This is a genomic window from Cupriavidus basilensis OR16, from assembly GCF_000243095.1.
Lineage (GTDB): Bacteria > Pseudomonadota > Gammaproteobacteria > Burkholderiales > Burkholderiaceae > Cupriavidus > Cupriavidus basilensis_D.
In genome coordinates this window covers 1-21015 of sequence record NZ_AHJE01000107.1, presented here as the reverse complement: position 1 = coordinate 21015, position 21015 = coordinate 1, and the positions used below count along the sequence as shown (strand labels likewise).

The following is a 21015-nucleotide window of genomic DNA, read 5'->3' as shown; positions in this document are numbered from 1 at the left end:
TATCCTCGTGGGTTCGGAAGGCACGCTGGCCTATAGCCGCCAGATCACGCTGAAGCTGTCCGCGCTGCCGCAGCACAAGGTGCTGGGCGTGGTGAATTTCCCACGTTCTACCAGGCCATGGACATGACGCAGCATATCGTCAAGCTCAAGCCGGTTGCGGTGGAGTTGGTGGATCGCACCATGATCGACCTGTCGATGGAGAATCCGGCGTTCCGTCCCGTCATCGAGAGCGCCTTGTCCGGCGACCCGCAGGCCATCCTGCTGGTCGAGTTCGCGGGGGAGGAACACAGCGCGCTGCTGGCGCAACTGGACGACCTCGCGACGCTGATGAGCGACCTCGGGCTGCCAGGCTCGGTGGTCAAGATGGCCGACGCCAAGGCGCAGAAGGCGTTGTGGGACGTGCGCAAGGCCGGGCTCAATATCATGATGAGCATGAAGGGCGACGGCAAGCCGGTCTCCTTCATCGAGGATTGCGCCGTGCCGCTCGCGCACCTGGCCGAGTACACGCGCCGGCTCACCGCCGTGTTCCACAAGCACGAGACCGAAGGCACCTGGTATGCCCATGCCAGCGTGGGCACGCTCCACGTGCGCCCGATCCTGGACATGCGGCGCGACGGCGCGGTGCGCATGCGCGAGATCGCCGAGGAAGCGGCGGAGCTGGTGCGGGAGTACAAGGGCGCGTACTCCGGAGAGCACGGCGACGGCCTGTGCCGGGGCGAATGGGTGGCCTGGCAGTATGGCCCGCGCATCAACGCCGCCTTCGGCGAGATCAAGGCGCTGTTCGATCCGGACAACCGCTTCAACCCGGACAAGATCGTACGCCCGCCCAAGATGGACGCACGCGAGAATTTCCGCTTCGCGCCGGGCTATGCCGCCTTGCTACGCTGCGGCTGGCCGTGTCCGGGCAACTGGGCGATGACGGCCTGGCCAGCGTGGAGGTCAAGGAGGCGCTGGACCTGTGCGTCTCCTGCAAGGGCTGCAGGCGCGATTGCCCGACCGGCGTGGACATGGCCAGGTTCAAGATCGAGGCGCGGCACGCCTGGACCCAGCGGCACGGCATCACCCTGCGAGAGCGCATGGTGGCGTTCATGCCGCGCTATGCGCCCATGGCCAGCCGCTTGTCGGCGCTACTTGCACTGGCCGACAGCATTCCCGGCATTGCCGGCGCGGTGAAGCGCGCGATGGGATTCGCGCCGCAGCGCTCGCTGCCACGCTTCAGGGTTTCGTTCTTGTCCAAGGCCAGGGCGAAACACCAGGACGCGGGGGGGCGCGAAGTGATGCTCTTCGTCGATACCTTCAGCAACTACATGGAGCCGGGGAACGCGCTGGCGGCGCAGCAGGTGCTGGAGGCAGCGGGCTATACGGTGCATTTCAACCGCATCGAGGGCGAGCGCCCCTTGTGTTGCGGCCGCACCTTCCTGGCGGCGGGGCTGGTGGACCAGGCTAAGGAGGAGGCGCGGCGGCTGCTGGACGCGGTCAAGCCCTATGTGGATCGCGGCATCCCCATCGTCGGCCTGGAGCCTTCGTGCCTGCTGTCATTGCGCGACGAGTTCCTGGGCTATGGCTATGGCGACGAGGCCAAGAAGCTCGCCGCGCAGGCATTCCTGTTCGAGGAGTTTCTAGTGCGGGAGAAAAAGGCCGGCCGCCTCGCCCTCGATCTCGATGCGCTGCAGGCGAGCGAGGCCGTGGTGCATGGCCACTGCCATCAGAAGGCATTTGACGCCTTCACGCCGGTGCAGACCGTGCTTGGCTGGATCCCCGGCCTGAAGGTGTCTCCGGTGGAATCATCCTGCTGCGGCATGGCGGGCAGCTTTGGCTACGAGACCGAGCATTACGAGGCGTCCCAAGCCATGGCCGAGCTGTCGCTGCTGCCAGCGGTGCGCAAGCGTGCCGCCAATGCCATCGTGGTGGCCGACGGCACCAGCTGCCGTCACCAGATCCTGGACGGCGCGGACACCGAGGCCATGCACGTGGCGCGTGTACTGGCAATGGCGCTGAAGCGGGAGGGCGGGCCTCAGGCCTGAGGCTCACGCCGAGATGGTCCTGGCGCGACGTGGCTGATCCGGCGTGCCGCCAGCGCTGCCAGGGCCGGCGCCAGCGCAAAACTGGCGAACAGCCAGGCCGCGGCGGATTGTGCCCCCGCCGTGCCGCCTGGCGCGATGAGCCCGGCCGCATTGGCCACCAGCCCCGCAACCGCCGCGCCGATCGCCATGCCATAGAGCTGTACGGTGGTGATGGCGGCCGACGCCATGCCTTCCTCTCCGCGTGGCGCAAGCGTCAGCACGCGCGTCAGCAGATGGGGCCAGCCGATGCCCACGCCGGCTCCAGCACCGGCCAGCGCCAGGCCGCAGAGCAGCGTGCGTGCCCACGGCACCAGGCTGGCGCCGGCAGGCATGGCCATCGCCAGCGCCAGCAAGCTGGCCGCGCACAGCCACCGGCCCCGCCCGCAGCACGGCCCGCCGCGCGCGCACTGGGCTGCCCGGCAGAGAGCAAGGCGCCCAGGCTCCGAACACCTCGGTGGTGGTGCCGACGAGCAGCAGGGCCACGCTGGCGTAGACCGCACCCAGCGGCGTGCCGGGCTCGGTGCCGCTGGTCGGCAGCAAGCGCACCGCCGCGCGCCGGTCCCGCGCGATGGCCATGGCGCCCAGCGCCAGCCCTGCCGCCATGCCGGCGGCCTGCCAGCCCATCGCGGCCGACAGGCTGCCCGCGGCCACGGCCAGTACGGAAGCCGCCAGCAACGCGATCTGCATGGCCGGAATGCTGGGCACGGCGCTGGAAGCTGCTGCCTTGCCGTTCGGCCGTAACTGCACTGCCACCAGCACACCCTGCAGCAAGGACACCGGCAGGAGCGTCCAAAACGCCCAGCGCCAATGCCCGACCTGCGCGAACAACCCGCCGACCGCCGGCCCGCACAGCGTAGCCACGCCCCACATGCCCGAGACCAGCGCCACGGCGCGCGGCCACAGCGGCGGGGCAAACACGACGCGGATCAGTGCATAGCTCAGCGCCGCCAGCGTGCCGCCGCCCAGTCCTTGCACGCCGCGGCTGGCCAGCATCCAGGGCATGGAGGGTGCGAGCGCGCAGCCGGCGGACCCGAGCGCGAACACCGCCAGCGCGGCCAGCAGCCGCACGGACAGCGCGGCGCCGCGATGGACGCTACGACGAACAGGGTGGTGTTCCAGGCGTACCAGTCGAGGCCGCCGATGTCGCGCACCACCGAAGGCAGCACGGTGGTGACGATGTGAACGTTGATGGCATGGAGCGCCACGCCGCCGGTCAGGGCCAGGGCCAGCAGCCCGTTTTTTCCGCGCAGCAGGTTGCGCCAGGCGCCGGCAGGGGATCGGTCAGGAGTCATTGAGAGGGTGCGACAGGCGGGCTGTCATCTTCCTATTATCCAAATTAATTCTTGGATAATAAGACGGCACCATTAATTACACAAGGATATCCTTTTGAAATCTGGCTGGAACCTGGCTGAAACCTGGCGAGCGCGCCGCTACGCAGTCCGTGTCCTACAGTCCGTGTCCTACCTCAAGCCCGCAGCCCAATCCACCGCGGCGTCAAAGAGCTGGCGCCCTGGCGCCGCGAGGTTGGTGAAGGTGTCGTTGTCGAGGAAGAACATGACGCGGCGCGCGGGCGCAAGCGATTCATAGTCCATCGTCGCCCCCTTTTCATAGGCGAAGATGGCAGCCTTCTCCGGCTGGCCGTAAAGCGTGGCGATAATGCTGGCGCCCAGGCCAGGCTTGCCCCAGCTCATGCCAGCCTGGCGGTCGTAGACGTTGATCGCCCCGGCCGGCAGGCCCGCGGCAATGGGATGCGGTGCATTGACCAGCCACACATAGCGCTCCTTGGGCGCTTCGCCGAAGTCCACATCGTGGCGCTTGCCGGTCATGGCCAGGTCGTCCAGCAAGTCGTTCTCCCAGGTCAGCAGGGGTTTGGGCAACTGGCGCCATCCGGTGGCTACGCGCTTGGCCGAGACGGTGGACGACATGACGACGAGATCCGCGTCGCGCACGGCGTCAGGCGATTGATCCTGCTCGACCAGGCTGACCGCGTAGCCGCGTGCTTCCAGGTGCGATTTGATCTTCTGGTCGACGGCCGCGTCGGGCCCCGCGGCCTGGATGATCAGCGCGACCTTCTTGCCCTGCCCGATGGCCTGTGCGGCGTGGGCAGACAGGCTGGCGCCGCAGGCGGCCATCAGCAGGCCCGCGATCGTCGCGCGCAGCGTCTTGGCCACGGCGTCAGTAAAGGCCGCGGGGCGGGAGTCTTCAATCTTCATGATGTCTGCATTCCTGGTTGGAAAATCACTGGCGCTAGCCGCTCGCTCAGAATTCAAAGGTGGAAAGGAGCGTGACCTGCCGTGCATCGCCCACCGATACGAAGTACTTGTTGACGCTGGACGGGTAGTAGGTGCGGTTGAACAGGTTCTTCACGTTGAGCTGGAACCTGAGCTTGCGCTGCCCGACCTTGGTCTCGTAGGTGGCGAAGGCGTCCGCCACGGTGTAGGCAGGCAGCGTGAAGCTGTTGGCCGAATCGCCGGGGCGGTTGCCCACATAGTGCGCGCCTGCGCCCAGGCGCAGCTTGTCGCCGCCGAAGATCTGGCCGAAGTCGTAGACGGCCGAAAGCGCTGCCGTGTGCTGCGCCACATTCCACAGGCGATTGCCGGCGTACAAGGGATCCTCGGTGGTCTTGGCGTCGATATAGGCATAGCTGCCGATCAGGTTCCAGCGCTCGCCGATCTGGCCGGCCACATCGAGCTCGATCCCGCGCGAGCGCGCGCGGCCGGAGGTGCGCCAGTCGGTCTGCCGGGTCACGTCGTTGTACTGGGACACCAGCACGTTCTTCTTGTCGATATTGAAGAACGCCAGCGAGCCGGTCATGCTGCCCGGAAGGTCCAGCTTGGTGCCCAGTTCCCACGACCGCGCTTCTTCCGGCAACACACCCGAGTCGATCACCACGCCCGAGCTGAGCGGCGCGATGGTCGAGGTCGGCTTGAGCGACTGGGTGTAGCTGCCATACAGCGACACGGCCTCGGTCCATTTGTAGACCAGGCCGGCGCGCGGCAGCCATTTGTTTCCGTTGATGTCGGTGTTGACGTTGAACGGCCGGCCGCGCCCGGCGACCTGGCTGTACGAGAGGAAGCGGGCGCCGCCCACCAGGATCCATTTCTCGCTCAGGTGCAGGCTGTCCTGGAAGAACAACGAGCTATCGTGCAGCGTGTCCGTCTGGTCGCTGTCGCTGGCCGAGACCGTGCTCGATGGCGACTCCAGGCCGTAGACCGGGTTCAGGTAGTTGAAGGCGCGGGTTGTGTTCTGGCGCAGCAGGTCCGCGCGGTAGATCCTGCGGTACTCGCTGTCCACGCCGACCTGCAGGTCGTTGCGCAGCCCGGCCACGGTGAAGCGGCCATCCACATAGGCAATGCCGTAGCTGTCCGTGCTCAAGGCACCATGGGTGGCGTCGTTGCTGCGCGACAGCACGCCGGTGGTGGCGTTGACCCCGAACACGCGCAGCTGGTTGGCGTCGTAGCTTTCGCGGTTGTAGCTGTACCCGAAGTGTCCCCTCCAATCGGCATTGAACTGGTGATCGACCGCCAGTTGCACCAGGTGGGACTGCCCGTTCATGCTGTTGAACGGCTCATCCAGGCGGCGCCGGCTGGGGATGGCAAGGGGCTCGTTGGTCTTCGGGTCGATGGCCGTGCCGCGATCGAACGGATAGAGAAACTTGCGGTATTCGTAGGACAGCACAACCTGCGTGTCCTTGCCGTACCAGGCCAGCGATGGCGCCACCAGCGTCTCGCGATGCTCGCCGAAGTTGCGCCAGTATTGCTCGTCGACCTGGTCCACCACCAGGCGATACGCCAGGCCCGAGGTGCCGATGGGGCCGGTGGAATCCAGCGTGGCGCCCGCGCCGTTCTTGCCGTGGCCATAGGTGGAGCCGAGCACGGAGATGGCGTTGTACTGCTGCAGCATGGGCCGCTTGCTGACGATATTGATCACGCCGCCCGGATCCATGATGCCGTACAGCAGCGAGGACGGGCCCTTGAGCACCTCCACGCTGTCGGCTGCCGCGTTGAGCCCGCGGCCCTGTATCAGCGGCATGCCGTTGTGCATCACCGAGCCGTCGCGATTGCCGCCGAAGCCGCGCTTCATGATGGTGTCCTGCGTGCCGGCCAACGTATTGCCCTGGGTGATGCCGCTGATGTTGCCGAGCGCGTCGTCCAGGTTGCGGGGCCGCTGATCGCGCAGTACCTGGGCCGGCACCACGTTGATCACCTGCGGCGTGTCAAGCAAGGGCGTGTCCGAGCGCATGACGGAAGCGGTGGGCGGCGGGCGGTAGCTGTCCTCCCGCGCGGCGTCGGCGCGCACGGTGACCGGCGGCAGGGCGGCCTCGTTGCCGCTCGCGGCAGGCGCCGTGGCCGATGTCTCGATGTGCTTGACCAACGCATAGCCGCCATTGGCCTGCGCCACGGCGGCCAGGCCCGTGCCTTGCAGCAGTTGGGCCAGCGCATCGGGCACGCTATAACGGCCGTGCAATCCCTTGCTTTGCAGGCCGGCGGCGGTGTCCGTCGGGAAGGAGAGCAGGATGCCGGCCTCACGGCCCAGCCGGTTGAGCGCGCCTTCCAGCGGGCCGGCCGGAATGTTGTAGGGCCTGGTTGCCGCTGACGCGGGCGCCGCCGCCGTGTCTGCCGCTCGCGCCATGCCGGGTAGCAGGCAGGTCGCGGTGAGGCCCATGGCCACGGCGGCATGCCCGATGGCGCAGGCTAGCGGATGGCGCTTGAGGCGGCCGAAGGCGTCGGCGTCTTGATGAGGTTCCATATTCAATGGCTCGGTGGCGGATGGGAGATGTGGTGCGCTTACCCCCTATGTCACGCGAGAATCGAAAACAGACCACCTGCGGCAGGGATTTTTTCGGGGAAAGTTCGGGGAAAGGGTTCGGACGTTTGAAGCTAAGGGCGCGCAGGCAGCACGGTTGCCCAATATCGCGTCATGAAGCGGATTTCCACCGGCATCGTGGTGCGCAGCATATCGAGGACACGGTCGGTATCCGCGAGCGGGTACGTGCCGGAAACGCGCAGGCCGGCGATCGCCGGATCGCAGTGCAGGAGCCCCGGACGATGCCGGCTAAGCTCGGCCAGGAACCGGTCCAGGCGCATGCCGGTAGCTACGAGCATGTTGTCGACCCACGCCGTGTCGGCAGCGTTGGCCGGCGCGGACTCGCCGATTGCCGTGCGGGTGACGCGGGCCTGCTCGCCGGCCTGCAGCGTGCGAGCCAGGCCATGCCCGTCGCGTGGGCGGATGGCCACCGCGCCTTCGTAGACGGCGACCTGGCTGGCCTCAGGCTGCAGCCGCACCGTGAAGCGCGTGCCGAGCGGTTGCAGTTCTCCCTGCGCGGTCTCGACGGTGAAGGAAGCAGCTGCACGCGACGCGCGGAACCTGAAAAGCGCACGTTGAAGGCGCTATCGGTATTCAGCGAGACCACGGTGCCGTCCGCCACCCATTCCCGCCATGGTGTGCGCTCTTGCACCAGCCACGCGCCACCGCCGGCAAACAGCAGCAGCGCCAGGGTCTTGGCGGCCTCGCGGCGCCGGGGCGAGCGGGGCGGCGCCAGCGTGGCGTGGGCCACGGCCGATCCCTCCGGTGACGAGAGCGCACGCAGCCGGCCATTGACCGCTTCGATGCATTGCCAGGCGCGGGCGTGATCAGGGTGGGCTTTCAGCCACTGCTGCCAGGCCAGGCGCGTGGCGTCGGTGGCATCCTCGGCTTGCAGCGCGAGCAGCCATTCGACCGCGCGCGTTGCGACCTCGGGGGGAATCCCTGCGGGTGTCCCTGGCGGCATGGTTTCAATCCACCGGCAGCGCGAAATAGCACTGCGTTCCGGCACGCACGAGGTAGCGCTTCACGGTAGTCACGGAGATACCGAGTTGCGTGGCGATCTCTGCCTGGCCAAGCCCGTCGAGCTGTGAGAGCAGGAACGCCCGCTTGACCGGTGTGGGCAGGCCGGCCAGCAAGCGGTCGATCTCAAACAAGGTTTCCAGCAGGATGGCGCGCTCTTCAGGCGAAGGCGACAGCGACAGCGGCATCTGCGCCAGCGCCTCGAGATAGGCGCGTTCTATTTGCTCGCGCCGCCAGTGATTGGCCAGCACCCGCTGGGCAACCGTGGTGAGAAACGCGCGCGGCTCCTGGATCGCGATGGCTTCCTCGCGGGCGAGCAGGCGCAGGAAGGTGTCGTGCGCCAGATCCGCGGCGCGATGGGCGCAGCCGAGCTTCTTGCGCAGCCAGCCACACAGCCAGCGGTGGTGGTCACTGTAGAGGGAGAGCAAGTCACGCTGAAGCGGAGAATCGGCGGCCGGCATTGGCACTTTCTACCCGGAAGGAGGTGCTCGGCACCAGCCAAAAGAAATGAGAACTATTCTCAGTATAACAAAGCGGGCTTGCCGGTGGCAATGACGATCACTGCTGCGTTGGCCAGGGGGGACCTGCCGTGCAGATGCGCGGTGCGATTGGCCTGGAAGCGCAAGGGCGCCCCAGGCAGGCCGGGGGCCGCGCCCGGCTTTATCCGAGCGGTGCGGTATCAGTCGGGAACGCCCATGGCGGATTGCAGGTAGTTCTGCAGGCCAACCTTCGCGACGAGCTCCAGCTGCGTCTGGAGCCAGTCGATGTGTTCTTCCGTGTCATCCAGAATCCCGACGATGATTTCCCGCGACACGTAATCGCTGACGGATTCAAAGTGCTTGATGGCTTCTTTACAACTGGCTTGAGAAACAAGTTCAAGCTTCAGGTCGCAAGCCAGCATCTCCTCGGTATTTTCTCCAAGCAGCAGTTTGTCGAGGTCCTGGAGGTTTGGAAGCCCACCAAGCATGAGTATGCGTTCAATGAGCTTGTCCGCATGCTTCATCTCTTCGATCGACTCTTCATACTCGTGCTTGCCTAGGGCGCTCAAGCCCCAGTGCCTGTACATGCGCGCGTGCAAAAAGTACTGGTTGATTGCCGTTAATTCATGCTTCAGCTGGCCATTGAGAAGCTGAAGAACCTTCTTGTCGCCTTTCATGATATTGATTCCCAATTAGCTGATTTAAAACCGGCGAATTCAATCAATATAATAATTTCATTATTCCGGAAGACAAGATATTAATTAAATTGCCGCGGTTATATTGCAAATGCTTATTGTTTTGATTTCCATTGCGGCTGGCGCTCATCAATCGGCTGGTCGGCGCCGCAGCCAGCCTCGTTCGCATCTGGCGCGTGTGGCTCATGCGTATCTGGCGAGGTTTTCCTTCGTTTTGTTGTCATGTGCAGACATTCGAGATGCATTTTGATTGTCTTTAAAGATCGATAAATTCGGCTATGTATATATCAAAATGATCGCTTTTTCCATCATCTGCTGTGCCGATGCAACAGTTTCGCTTTGGTCTCAACGAAGCGCGCAAGGCTACTAGCGGTCCTGGCTTTCCTTTCCTTATAATCGGTAACACAAATCGTTCGTATTCGCGATTCGCGACGAATACGACCTGTCAATCACGCAAGAATCGTGCTTCAAGAGCCACAGGGACATGACAACAAGAACAGGCCGCCGGGAGCGGCACTGCGGGGGGATAGCCGCGCGCGCCTGGGCTGGTGCGGCACTGACGGTTGCGTTGCTGGCGGGCTGTGGTGGCGGCAGCGACAGCAGCCCGGCATCGTCCAGCACCACGCCGGCCGCCAACCCGCTGTCGGCCATGGCGCGAGGTCGGCGAGAAAATCTTCTCCGATACGGCGCTGTCGGCCTCTGGCAAGCAATCCTGCGCAACTTGCCACGTGCAGAGCCGGGCTTACGCCGCGGATGACGGGCTGGCCGTGCCGCTGGGCGGGCCCAATATGGACCTGCCAGGCTTGCGCAATGCACCGTCGCTCGTCTATACGCAATTCACGCCGGCTTTCAGTGTCCAGGCAGACGGCAAATCCGTCGGCGGGTTCTTCCGGGACGGACGGGCGGCGTCGCTTGCCGACCAGGCCGAGCTGCCGTTCGTGACGCCATTCGAAATGGCCAATGCCTCCGCCGACGAGGTGCTGGCGAAGCTGCTGACCCGGCCTTACCTGGCGGACTTCAAGGCCGTCTTCGGTCAGGATTCCGTCAAGGATGCGACGGCCACGCTACACAATATCGGGCAGGCGCTTGCCCAATACCAGAAGGAAGACCCATCCTTCCATCCTTTCTCGAGCAAGTACGACGCCTACCTGAAAGGCAGCGTGGCGCTGGCCCCGCAGGAGCTCAATGGCCTGGCGCTGTTCAACAACCCGGCCAAAGGCAACTGCACGGCTTGCCACGTGTCCACGCCGACGGCTACCACGCCAGCGCTGTTTACCGACTTCACCTATGACAATGTCGGCATCCCGCGCAACTGGAAGATTGCCGCGAACATCGATGGCAACCCCCTTGGCTACGCACCCAAGAATGGCACGGCGCTGGGCGCGCCCAATCACGATTACTTCGACCTGGGGCTGTGCGGCCCGCTGCGTACGGCGTTCTCCAGCCGCACCAGCGTGTGCGGTGCGTTCAAGGTGCCGACCCTGCGCAATATCGCGCTGACCGGGCCGTACTTCCACAACGGCGTGTTCAACACGCTGGAGGAGACGGTGACGTGGTACATCACGCGCGATACCGATCCCGCCCGCTGGTATGCCAAGGCCGACGGTACCCCCGATATTCCCTACAACGACCTGCCAGCGGCCTACGGCGCCAATGTCAATGTGGCCGAGGTGCCCTACATCCCGTCGCTGGCCCCGAACCTGACCAATAGCGAGATTGCCGACCTGGTGCGATTCCTGTGCACCTTGACCGATGGCTTCGATCCCGCCAATCCGTCGGCCTATTCAGTCCCGGCGCAGTGCCAGTCGACTGCGGCCAGCGTTGCCGCCACGCGCGCGGGCTCCGCTGTAGTTACCACACAAAGCAAATAATCAGGAAAAGAGGGGGCGTGATATGAAGAGAAGTGCAATTGCCGCGGCGGTGCTGGCCGCGGTGGGGACACCTGTGTGGGGTGCGCCGGCGACAGTGAGCCCTGCCGTGGTGCAACAGCTTGAGCGCAAGCTCGACGACATGGCCGGCCAGCTCGAGGCCCTCAAGGCGGAACTCAAGGCCGTGAAGGACCAGAACGCCACCATGGCCACGCAGCAGCAAACACAGGCCCGGCAGCAGGCCGACCAGACCGCCCAGGTGGCGCAGTTGCAGGCCTCGCAGGAGACCTTGCAGCAGGTCGCCGCCAAGCCGTCTGCGCTGGATAACCTGAGCGTGTTCGGCTACGGGGAGATCAACTACTCGCGGCCCAGCCGCAATACCAACGACACGCGCGCGGATATCGGGCGGGCGGTCTTTGGCTTCGGTTACCGATTCGACGAGAAGACCCGGTTCGCCTCCGAGTTCGAGGTCGAGCATGCCATTGCGTCCTCCTCGGATCGGGGCGAGTTCGAGGTCGAGCAGTTCTACGTCGATCATATGTTCACCAACAAGGTGGGCATGACCGCCGGGGTGTTCCTGATGCCGGTGGGCCTGATCAACGAGCACCACGAGCCCACGGCCTACTATGGCGTTTACCGCAATTTCATCGAGACCTTGATCATTCCGAGCACCTGGCGCGAAGGCGGGTTTGCCCTGCATGGCAATACGGATTTCGGACTCGACTGGAATGTCGGGTTGACCACCGGCCTGGACCTCTCCAAGTGGAATTTCACGCCGGAGACGCCGCTCTACAGTTCGGCGCTTGACCTGCAGATCAACGGCGTGGCGCCCATGCAGGCGACCCACCAGGAAATGTCCCTGGCGAATGCGAAGAACGCCTCGCAATACATCTCGCTGAACTATCGTGGCGTGTCCTCGCTGTTGCTGGGCGGCTCGGTATTTACCGGCAACGCCAACCCGGCGGCGGGCGCAGGCAGCCAGCGCTCCACCCTGTGGGAGACCCACGCACGCTGGAACCCGGGCAAGTGGGATTTGTCAGCCCTCTATGCGCAAGGCAGCATCAGCAATACTGCCCAGGTCAATGCCCAGTTCCCGGGTACGGCAAACCCGATGCCTGCCTCCTTCTATGGCTGGTACCTGCAGGCCGCTTACAACGTATGGCAGCACGGCAATTATCGTGCGGTGCCGTTCGTGCGTTTCGAGCGCTACAACATGGGCGCCAAGTACGAGGGCATTGCCCCGGGCTTCTCGGCCACGCCGACCCAGCCGGTCACGGCAACGGGCGCGGTCTTCCCCAAGCCCTACGATATCGTGTGGACGGCAGGCCTGAATTTCTACCTGAACCCGAACGTCGTGTTCAAGATCGACTATCAGCGCTTCCGCATCAACCGCGATTTCACGCGGATCGATCTTGGCCTGGGCGTGTATTTCTAAGCGCCCGCTCGCGGCGCCTGCCGCTTACAAGGAGGATGCAATGCGTTACCGGTCTGTACCTAGCGCCCTGGTCTGCGCCGCGGCCACGGCGTGCGCCGGGTTGGTGGTCACCCAGGTGTATGCGGCGGAATATTTGAGCGTGGCCGATAGCCAGAAACTCATGTTCGCCGATGCCACCGAGTTCGTGCCGATGGTGGTCGCGCTCAATCCGGACCAGCTCCGGCAACTGGCGGAGCGCGCCGGGGGGCCGGCACGCATGAGCGCATGGCGCGTCTGGCAGGCCAGGCAGGGCGGCAATGTACTCGGCTTTGTCGTGGCTGACGCCGTGATCGGCAAGTTCGAGCTGATCAACTATGCCATTGCCCTGAGCCCGGCCGGCGAGATCCGCGACGTGGAGATCCTGGCCTATCGGGAGAGCCACGGCTACGAGGTGCGCAACAAGCCCTGGCGCAGCCAGTTCACCGGCAAGTCCGCGCAGGCGGCGCTGCGCGTCGGGGACGACATCGACAACATCAGCGGCGCCACGCTCTCGTGCACGCATATCACCGACGGGATCCGGCGCATCGTGGTGATGGCAAACATGGCACCGCGCGCCATGCCGCCGCGCCCGCCCGCTGCTTGGGACGCTGGTGGATATCCACGCGCGCGGCACCGACGCCGCGCAGGCGGTGCGCGCCGCGTTTGACCAGATCGCACAGGTCCAGCGGCTGATGAACTGCCACGACCGCTTGAGTGACATCGGCCGCTTCTGGGCCTTGTACGCGGCGTTCGCGTTGCTGCTGCTGACCGGCCTGGCATGGCTGCTTGCGCGTTTTATTGAGTTCGAGCCGGAAACTACCGCGCCGTGGCAGGCCTGGAGCATGCGAGTGCATGGAGCCGCAGCGTTCTTTGTCACGTTCCTGCTCGGTGTCATCTGGTCGGTGCACATCCGGTACTGCTGGACGCGGCGCCACAATCGCCTTGCCGGCGGCTTGTTCGGGGGCGTTGTGGCATTGCTGGTCGTAACCGGCTTCGGCCTCTACTACTTCAATGGCGAAGCCTTGCGCAACGCGACGGAGTGGCTGCACTGGGGCGGTGGCGTCATTGTCTGCGCCCTGTTCTGGATCCACCAGGCTATGGGGCGCAAGGCAACCGGGCGCGACTGAGCCCTGCCGGGCTAGCGTTCAGGCGCCTTAACGATCTCAGCGCTGGATCTCAGTCCTGCTGCCGGGCTTTGTGGCAGGTGCAATCCTTGCACTGGCCAATGAGCACGGTGCGCATGTTGGCGGGACGCAATCCCTGAGCCGCAAACCGCGCGCGGCGCAAGGCCATCAGCGGCTCGTCGCGCACCTCTTCCATGCGTTGGCATTGGGTGCAATAGAGGTGCTCATGCGGGGGGCGGTCGGCCAGTTCGTAGTAATGCACCAGGGCAAGCAGGCCAACGTCCGTGAACTCGTAGATGGCCGTCCTGAAGGTCGAGATCGGTGTGCGGTACGGAGATTGCAGCATTTCCCGGCAGATCTGCTCGGCGGTGGCGTGTCGCGACGGGATCTGCCGCATCACAAGCAGCAACGCGATCCGGGCAATGGAAACCACAAGCCCGCGCGCCGCGATCTCTTGCGCGGCGGCTTTGCCGGCCTCTCCCCAGATGGATCCCTGTGTGGCCACGCGCGCCATGCCGGCGGGGGCGAAGGCGGTGCCGGCGCGCCGGCTGATCTTCAGCATCGTGCGGGCAGCGGCTTCACGCGCGTTGTGCCTGCACCCTGCCGAGGCCGCATCAGTGCGTTGGGGAGGCGCGCCATGTCGTGGGGGTTTCGGTCCGGGCGCCGCTGGAGGTCGTCAGGGTGGCCGTGGCGCGATGGCGGATGGCCGCGTAGGGCGCACCGTCGAACGCGCCTGCCGTGGGCTCCAGGTGGATGACGTGCAGGATGTACTGGCCCCGCCACGGGAACTTGAAGCTGACCAGGCCCTGGCTGTCGGTCGCCACTTCGCGGGTCCAGGCATTCGGCGCGATGATCCGCACGTCGGTCGCCGGGAGCGGCGTGCCCTGAAACACCACGCGGAACTCCCCGGCCTTGCCCGTTGGCAGGATATCGAGCGCCTGGATCGTGTCTGGCGGCACGGCGGGCATGCCCGCCTTGGCCTCGCCTAGCAGGCGCGCATAGAACATCGGCTTGACCACGCCGATCCCCGCATGTGTCCAGTCCTTTACGGCGTAGCGGCTCTCGCTGGCCACGACGGCGCCGCGCTGGGCCGGCAGGGCAAAGCTGAAGCCTTGCGGGCCACGAGTGGCATCGAGCGCGACGGTTTTGCCGGCGCCGTCCGGGGCGCTGATTTGTGGCTCGGGCATCTCGTCCAGGCGCCCCGGCGAGCGTTCGCGCAAGCCTTCCTCGAACTCGCCGAAGTAGAGATGCGCCAGGGGCTTGCCCGGCTCCAGCCAGAGATAGTGCGCGCCTGCCGGCGCCGCCAGGGCAATGCCGGCGAGCGTCAGGGCGATGCGTGCGATCGCGCCCGGACGGCGCGGGGGCTGCGTGCGCCATGGGCCAAGGTTGTCTGCATCATGATGTCCTTACTGGAAACGATAGCGTGCGGTCAGCATCGCGCTGCGCGTGTCGCCGGGGAGCGCGCCGGCGAAGGTCGGCGAGATGTAATAGGTCTTGTCGGTCAGGTTGCGCAGGTTGAGCGTGACGTCCCAGGTCTTCTGGCGATAGTAGAGCGCGGCATCGAGCACCACATAGGCCGGCACGCGGTACAGGTTCAGGCTGTCGGCGTAGCTATCGCCCTTATAGGTCAGCCCGAGGCCGACGCCCCAGCCGTGCAGCGCCATTTGCTGGAAGTCGTAGGTGGTCCACAGGCGTGCGCCGGTGCGTGCCACGCCGGTCGGGCGCGTGCCGGCGATGCTGCGGTTGATGACGCCCATCTGTGCGTTCGAGGCCAGGGCATTAGATTCGACCTTGACGTTCTGCACCACAAAGTTCGCCAGCACCGACCAGCCGGCCATGGGCCGCGCGGTGACTTCAAGCTCCAGCCCGCGCGAGCGGTCGCGGCCATCTGGGGTGGGGTTGAGCGCGCCGGGCAGCGTGATGTAGTAGTTCTTGCGCTCGGTCTCGAACAGGGCGACGTTGGTCTGCAGGCGTCCGTCCAGGAAGTCCGCCTTGACGCCGATTTCCTTTTGCAACGCGCTCTCCGGCTGCAGGCTCAGGGATTGGGCAGGTTATAGCCTGTGCGGACCGTGTCGATGCGCGTGTCGGCGTATTCCAGGCCGAACAGCACGGTGTGGTCGACTGGGCCGGTGCGGGTTTTCCAGACCAGTTCGTTTTGCACCAGCGAGAACTGGCTGTCGTCTACCTGGGTGCGCACCGCACGTCCGGTCATCTGGTTAGCGGCGTTGCCCCCGTTGCCGCCGGCATTGCGCGTCATGTTGAGGCCGCGCTCGTCGTAGATAAAGGCGGTACGCATGCTGAGCGCGGGATCGAATTGCCAGTCGTGGCTCAGCGTGACGCGGTCGATGGTCTGCCGGGTGTCGTTGAACGGGCTGTAGTAGCGCGAGTCGCGCGGGGCCGCGGCGATATTGCCTTGGGCATTGAACACGATGCCGTAGTTGTCCGGCTTGATGCGGATATCGCGGTGGTCGTAATCCAGCGTCAGCGTCTTGTTGTTGTCATACGCCCAACTCAGCGAGGGTGAGACCTCCTTGATGTCGCGCGACAGCCCGCGGTAGCCGTCGCTCTTTTCCACGTCGGCGATCAGCCGGGTGGAGAGTTGCGAGCTGACCGGCCCGCCCACGTCCACATACGTGCCCCAGGTGCCGAAGCTACCGCCGAACGCACCGATCTCCGCGCCGAACTTCGAGAGTGGCGCCTTGGTGACGACGTTGACGGTGCCGCCGGGCTGGCCGGAGCCGTACAACGCCGAGCCCGGGCCCTTGAGCACTTCGATCCGGTCCACGTCGTACATGGTGCGGTAGTAGCCGTTCTGGGTGGGACCGTCGAGATAGCCGTCGCGCAGGAAGCGCATGCCCAGGCCGCGGATGGTGTAGTTGTTGGCGAAGCCGTAGCCGCCGGCCAACAGAGGCTGCACCCCGGCGGAGTTCTGCAGCGCGTAGTTCATGTCCACCGCGCCTTGCTCGCGCAGCACGCTGTCGGGAATGACGGTGATGGCGGCCGGGATGTCGCGCAAGGGCGTGTCCGTCTTGGTGCCGGTCGTCACCGAGTCGCGCAGGCTGCCGGGCGCAACCTTGCCGGCAGAGGTGGTGACCTGGGGCAAGGTCTGTTCGGCCTGCGAAGCCTGGGTGGCCTGAGCCCGCGCTGCGAGCGGCAGGCCGGCGACCAGCGCGCAGGCCAGTGCCGCAATGGCGTGTGGGCGTGGGACGAAGCCGGGACGGGAAGCACGTGACATGAAAGAAGAACTCGCGGAAAAGTTGACTGGATGCAGAGCGTGGAAAGCCCGCTCGCAATGGGCTGGCAATGCCCTCGGAGCAGAAGTCAGTGGAGGTTAATGCGAATCATTCTTGTGCTCAACGGAAGTTCGCGCGGGTGGGGCGTATGTCCTGCGCCTGCGGGCGGTTTGCCCTGTGGGCATTGGCCTTGCGGGTGTTCCGGAAGAGCTTCGGGACATATGTCCCGGCGCGGATAAGTGGCTAAAGAGGCGTGTTTATGGGGATTCCGGGACGGCATTGCACGTTGGGCTTTTCCTAGTAACGAGAATCAGTTACATTCCGTCCTCGCGCCGTCAGTGCGAGCGGGTTTGGTTGCCCGCATGCCTGGAATCCATCCTCAATGTCGCCCAAGCTTTTACTTTTGCTCGCCTTCTTCCCGGCCTACCAAGCCTGGGACCTGAGCCAGATCCACCTGAGCGGTGGCTTCAACTACCACCTGGTAGCGGAAGCCATCGCCACGCTGGTCTTCGTGTGGATCCTCTATCTGTTTGTGCGGGAACGGGAGCGCGCCGCGCGCGACCTCGCAGAGCTGCGCAACGCGGCGCACGCGCGCGAGCGCGCGATGGCCGAACGTGATGACGCCGCCCGTGTCTCGACGCGCCATTTCCTGCAACTGATGCAGGATCAGTTCGAAACCTGGAAGCTGACTCCGGCGGAAAAGGATGTGGCGCTGCTGCTGGTCAAGGGGCTTTCGCTGGAAGAGATCGCGGCGCTGCGCGAGAGCCGTGCCAAGACGGTGCGCCAGCACGCCGCCAATGTCTATGCCAAGGCCCAGCTGGAAGGGCGCCACCAGCTCTCCGCGTATTTTCTCGAAGACCTGATGGCGCCGGCCTCACCGGCCTGATCAGCGGCCGGGCGATGGCGGTAGCGCAAAATTGGCCACCACGATGCGCCGCTGGTCCTGTGCAACCAGGTACATCGGTATCTGCCGCGTGGTCAGTTCGCGATAGGTATCTGCGGACATGATCGCCAGTGCCGGCGGCCTCTCGCGCCAGCGGGCGATAAAGCTCTCGAGCGTGGGCAGCCATTTCTGTGGCTCCTGCTGGGTGCCGAACTCCAGCTCGTCGGGGTGTTCCACCATCACGGTGGTGTGGCGCAGGTAAAACGGCAAGGTGTGGTCCAGCGTGCGCACGCCATAGATCGGCATGTCGTCCTTGAGCACCGCCAGCGTGGCCACCACCGGGCTGGCCAGCAAACCGATCGCCATGATCACCAGCATGCCGTTGAGCTGCCGGCGCCAGCCGCGCTCGTCGATGCGCTCCAGCGCCACGGCTGCCAGCATGCCGAGCGCCGGGAAGACTGGCACGATATAGCCGGGCAGCTTGGAGCCGGACAGGCTGAAGAAGACAAAGATGGCGCTCGCCCACACTGCCAGCAACAGCGCCGGCCGGAGGCGCCGCACCGCTGCCACGCGCGCCGCGGCGCCATCGTCGCGGATCACCCCCCATATGCGCGGCACCAGCCCCAGCCAGGGCACGAAGCCTGCCACCAGCAACGGCACGAAGTACCAGACCGGCCCGCCGCGCGAGTGCACCGTCGAGGTGTAGCGCTGCCAGTGCTCGTGGATAAAGAAGAAATTCGGGAATTCCGGGTTGCGCGCCGACACCAGCCAGAACCAGGGCACCGTCACGATCAGCATCAGCACGATGCCTGAGATCAGGTGCAGGCGGCGCCACAGGCCGAAATCGCGCGAGATCAGCGTGTAGATCACCAGCACCAGCCCGGGCAGGGCGATGCCCACCAGGCCCTTGCTCAGGATCGCCACGCCCATGGCCACCCAGCAGGCCCACATCCAATAGCGGCGGGCCGTCGGGGTAGCCTCGGGATGCTGCGCCACCAGCATGAAGGCCAGCACACAGGCCATGGCGCCGGACAGCGTCATGTCCAGCGAGTTGAAGTGCGAGGCCACGCTCCACATCGGCGCGGCCACCAGCACCAGGCCGGTCAGCAGACCGGCGCGGATGCCGTACCAGCGCGTTGCCGCGAACATCGAGGCGATGAGGCCGACCATGCCGGACAGCGCCACGCACAGCCGCGCCTGCCAGTCGCCCACGCCGAACAAGGTGTACGACAGCGCCGTCACCCACATATGGAAAGGCGGTTTCTCGAAATATTTGAGCGCGTTGTAGCGAATCGTTACCCAGTCCCCGCTGGCGAACATCTCGCGCGAGATCTCGGCGTAGCGGCCTTCATCGGAGCTGAGCAGGTGGCGGGCATCGAGCGTGCCAAACCACAGCAGCAGGATCAGCAGGCCGGCGAGCAGCCATAGGGATGTCGGCAGGCCGGCCACCCGCCGGGCGAAGAACGCAGGGGAGCGAGAGTCGGATTGGGGATGCATCGGGGCTCCAGGCTGCTGTGAAATGGATTTGGCGCCAAGGCGCGGGCTGCCTCGGTGCGTCAGCGCCACCAGCACCGCCACCAGCAGGGGCAGGCAGGCGGCAACGCTGGCGGGGCTTGCTCATGCGCCGCCCTCGGGCGGGAACACCACGGCCACCGTGAGGCCACGGCCCGCCGGGCCGTCCTCCAGCAATACCCTGGCTCCGTGGCGCACGGCAATGCTCTGCACGATCGCCAGGCCCAGTCCGCTGCCATGCGCATCGCTGGCGTCGCCGCGATGAAAGCGGCGGAACACATTGTCGCGCTCGGCCGGCGCGATGCCCGGGCCGGTGTCGCTCACGCCCAGCATCGGCGCGCCGTTGCGCCATTCAATGCGCAGGTCGACCCGGCCCCCCGGGCTGGTGTAGCGGATCGCGTTGTCAGCCAGGTTGCGCAGCAGGATGAAGAGATCGCCGGCCACGCCACGCACCCGGCATTCAGGCGCGCTCGCGTCCAGGCCCAGGTCCACATCCTTGGCTTCCGCCATGGGCAGCAGTTCGCGCACCACCTGCACCGCCACGTCGTGCAAGCGCACATCGGTGAGCGGGGCCTGGGTGGCAGGGGCGCCGTCCTCGCTGCGCGCCAGCGTCAGCAACTGCGCCACCAGGTGGGTGGTGCGGTCCAGGCGCTCGCCGAGCTTGGCAAGGGCCAGTTTCTGCTTGTCTTCGCTGCCGGCGCGCAGGGCCAGCTGCAGCTGCAGCTTGAGCGCGGTGAGCGGCGTGCGCAGTTCGTGCGCGGCGTCGGCGACAAAGGCGCGCTGGGTGTCCATGGCTTGCTGCAAGCGGTCGAGCAGGGCATTGAGGGCATCTACCACCGGCAACAGTTCCGGCGGCCAGCCGTGCGCGTCCAGCGGCGCCAGGGTATCTGCCGAGCGGCTGCCGACCGCGCGCGCGATCTCCTCCACCGGGCGCAGCGAGCGCCTGACCACCAGGTGGATCAACAAGCCCAGCACTGGCACCAGCGCCAGGATGGGCAGCAGCGCGCCAAGCGACAGCGAGGCCGCCAGCTTGCGGCGAAACACCACCGATTGCGCGGCCTGCACATAGCGATCCCCGCTGCGCACGCCGTAGATGCGCCATTCGCTCCCATGCGCCTGCAGGTCATGAAAGCCCGGCAGGTCCGCGCGCGGCAGCGTGACTGTATGCGAAGCGTAGATCTGGTGGCCCTGCACATCCCAGGCCTGCACCACGATCTCTTCGTCAAGTTCGCTACCGTCCAGCGGCGGGGTGGCGTCGCGCTCCAGATGCGGCGGCAGCATGCGCGCTGCTTGCTGCAGTTGCGCATCGAAGACCTCGTTAGCTTCGCGCCGCACCTTGAAATAGGCGGCCGCGCCCGCCACCAGGGCGCACGCGAGCACGGCCCCGAGCAGGCCGGCCAGCAACTGGGCGCGGATCGTCCTCATGCCGGGCCGCCCAGCTTGTAGCCGACACCGCGCACATTGCGGATGAAGTCGGCGCCGAGCTTCTTGCGCAGCGCGTGTATATGGACTTCCACCGTATTGCTGCTGATTTCCTCGTTCATGTTGTAGACCGCCTCGCGCAGGCGATCGTGGGTCACAACGTGGCCCGGCTGCTCCATCAGGGCTTGCAGCACCATGAACTCGCGCATCGACAGCGCCACGATCTCGCCGGCGCAGCGCACCTCACGCGTGGCGGGGTCCAGGCGCACCGGGCCATGCGCCAGCTCGGTGCTGACGCGCCCGGCGCTACGGCGCAACAGTGCCCGGATGCGCGCGAACAGTTCGTCCAGGTCGAACGGCTTGACCAGGTAATCGTCGGCGCCGGCATCCAGGCCGCGCACGCGGTCCGCGGTGGCGTCGCGCGCGGTCAGGATCAGCACCGGCAACGCCAGGCCGC

15 protein-coding genes and 4 pseudogenes are annotated in these 21015 nt (G+C 65.8%); 6 read left to right on the top strand and 13 right to left on the bottom strand.

Features of this window, described 5'->3' with window-relative positions; genetic code table 11:
* Positions 1–2024: pseudogene (locus OR16_RS32160) on the top strand (FAD-binding and (Fe-S)-binding domain-containing protein); the annotation flags it as partial.
* On the opposite strand, the pseudogene OR16_RS32155 reads toward OR16_RS32160, so the two are convergent.
* From OR16_RS32155 to bfr, 6 genes and pseudogenes are all read right to left on the bottom strand, one after another.
* Positions 2015–3355: pseudogene (locus OR16_RS32155) on the bottom strand (MFS transporter). The pseudogenes OR16_RS32160 and OR16_RS32155 sit on opposite strands and share 10 nt — an antisense overlap.
* 168 nt (positions 3356–3523) lie before the next feature.
* Positions 3524–4276, bottom strand: coding sequence for a hypothetical protein (locus tag OR16_RS32150; RefSeq protein WP_006162905.1), 753 nt, complete (start codon positions 4274–4276; stop codon positions 3524–3526).
* 46 nt (positions 4277–4322) lie between these two features.
* The gene (locus tag OR16_RS32145) at positions 4323–6812 is read right to left on the bottom strand and encodes a TonB-dependent siderophore receptor (protein WP_006162904.1); all 2490 of its coding nucleotides are present in this window, start codon (positions 6810–6812) and stop codon (positions 4323–4325) included.
* Positions 6813–6943: 131 nt separating this feature from the next.
* Positions 6944–7833 (bottom strand): annotated as a pseudogene (locus tag OR16_RS32140) (DUF4880 domain-containing protein).
* A gap of 4 nt (positions 7834–7837) precedes the next feature.
* Positions 7838–8350: a sigma-70 family RNA polymerase sigma factor gene (locus tag OR16_RS32135; RefSeq protein ID WP_006162902.1), complete on the bottom strand. Its 513-nt coding sequence runs from the start codon at positions 8348–8350 to the stop codon at positions 7838–7840.
* 218 nt (positions 8351–8568) lie between these two features.
* Positions 8569–9045 (bottom strand): bacterioferritin, encoded by a 477-nt coding sequence (gene bfr / locus OR16_RS32130; RefSeq protein ID WP_006162901.1) that lies wholly within the window; start codon positions 9043–9045, stop codon positions 8569–8571.
* Between the two features lie 502 nt (positions 9046–9547).
* Here bfr and OR16_RS32125 point away from each other — a divergent pair.
* The 4 genes and pseudogenes from OR16_RS32125 (at position 9548) to OR16_RS32110 (ending at position 13511) form a co-directional block, all read left to right on the top strand.
* A pseudogene (locus OR16_RS32125) lies at positions 9548–10934 on the top strand (cytochrome-c peroxidase).
* A 22-nt stretch (positions 10935–10956) separates the two neighbouring features.
* Entirely contained in the window at positions 10957–12366 is a 1410-nt protein-coding gene (locus OR16_RS32120) for a hypothetical protein (RefSeq protein WP_043422003.1), read from the top strand.
* 40 nt (positions 12367–12406) lie between these two features.
* Positions 12407–13051, top strand: coding sequence for an FMN-binding protein (locus tag OR16_RS32115; RefSeq protein ID WP_081488938.1), 645 nt, complete (start codon positions 12407–12409; stop codon positions 13049–13051).
* A complete protein-coding gene (locus tag OR16_RS32110) occupies positions 12996–13511 on the top strand; it encodes a hypothetical protein (protein WP_006162897.1) in 516 nt (171 codons plus the stop codon). The genes OR16_RS32115 and OR16_RS32110 overlap by 56 nt, the downstream gene beginning before the upstream one ends.
* A gap of 49 nt (positions 13512–13560) precedes the next feature.
* Here OR16_RS32110 and OR16_RS32105 read toward each other — a convergent pair whose 3' ends face one another.
* From OR16_RS32105 to OR16_RS32095, 4 genes are all read right to left on the bottom strand, one after another.
* Complete coding sequence (locus OR16_RS32105) at positions 13561–14070, bottom strand: Fur family transcriptional regulator (RefSeq protein ID WP_006162896.1); 510 nt, start codon at positions 14068–14070, stop codon at positions 13561–13563.
* A 52-nt stretch (positions 14071–14122) separates the two neighbouring features.
* Positions 14123–14815, bottom strand: coding sequence for a DUF4198 domain-containing protein (locus OR16_RS32100; protein WP_272942888.1), 693 nt, complete (start codon positions 14813–14815; stop codon positions 14123–14125).
* A 99-nt stretch (positions 14816–14914) separates the two neighbouring features.
* Positions 14915–15523 carry a TonB-dependent receptor domain-containing protein gene (locus OR16_RS40165; protein ID WP_050983171.1) on the bottom strand — a complete coding sequence of 203 codons (609 nt, stop codon included), beginning with the start codon at positions 15521–15523 and terminating at the stop codon, positions 14915–14917.
* A gap of 20 nt (positions 15524–15543) precedes the next feature.
* Entirely contained in the window at positions 15544–16743 is a 1200-nt protein-coding gene (locus OR16_RS32095) for a TonB-dependent receptor (RefSeq protein ID WP_050983170.1), read from the bottom strand.
* 380 nt (positions 16744–17123) lie between these two features.
* Between OR16_RS32095 and OR16_RS32090 the strand changes: the two genes are divergently transcribed.
* Entirely contained in the window at positions 17124–17627 is a 504-nt protein-coding gene (locus OR16_RS32090) for a helix-turn-helix transcriptional regulator (RefSeq protein ID WP_006162894.1), read from the top strand.
* On the opposite strand, the gene OR16_RS32085 is transcribed toward OR16_RS32090, so the two are convergent.
* From OR16_RS32085 to OR16_RS32075, 3 genes are all read right to left on the bottom strand, one after another.
* Positions 17628–19121 (bottom strand): glycosyltransferase family 39 protein, encoded by a 1494-nt coding sequence (locus OR16_RS32085; RefSeq protein WP_006162893.1) that lies wholly within the window; start codon positions 19119–19121, stop codon positions 17628–17630.
* A gap of 120 nt (positions 19122–19241) precedes the next feature.
* The gene (locus OR16_RS32080; RefSeq protein ID WP_006162892.1) at positions 19242–20561 is read right to left on the bottom strand and encodes an ATP-binding protein; all 1320 of its coding nucleotides are present in this window, start codon (positions 20559–20561) and stop codon (positions 19242–19244) included.
* On the bottom strand, positions 20558–21015 hold a 458-nt coding region (locus tag OR16_RS32075), incomplete at its 5' end, for a winged helix-turn-helix domain-containing protein (protein ID WP_006162891.1). The genes OR16_RS32075 and OR16_RS32080, both read right to left, overlap by 4 nt.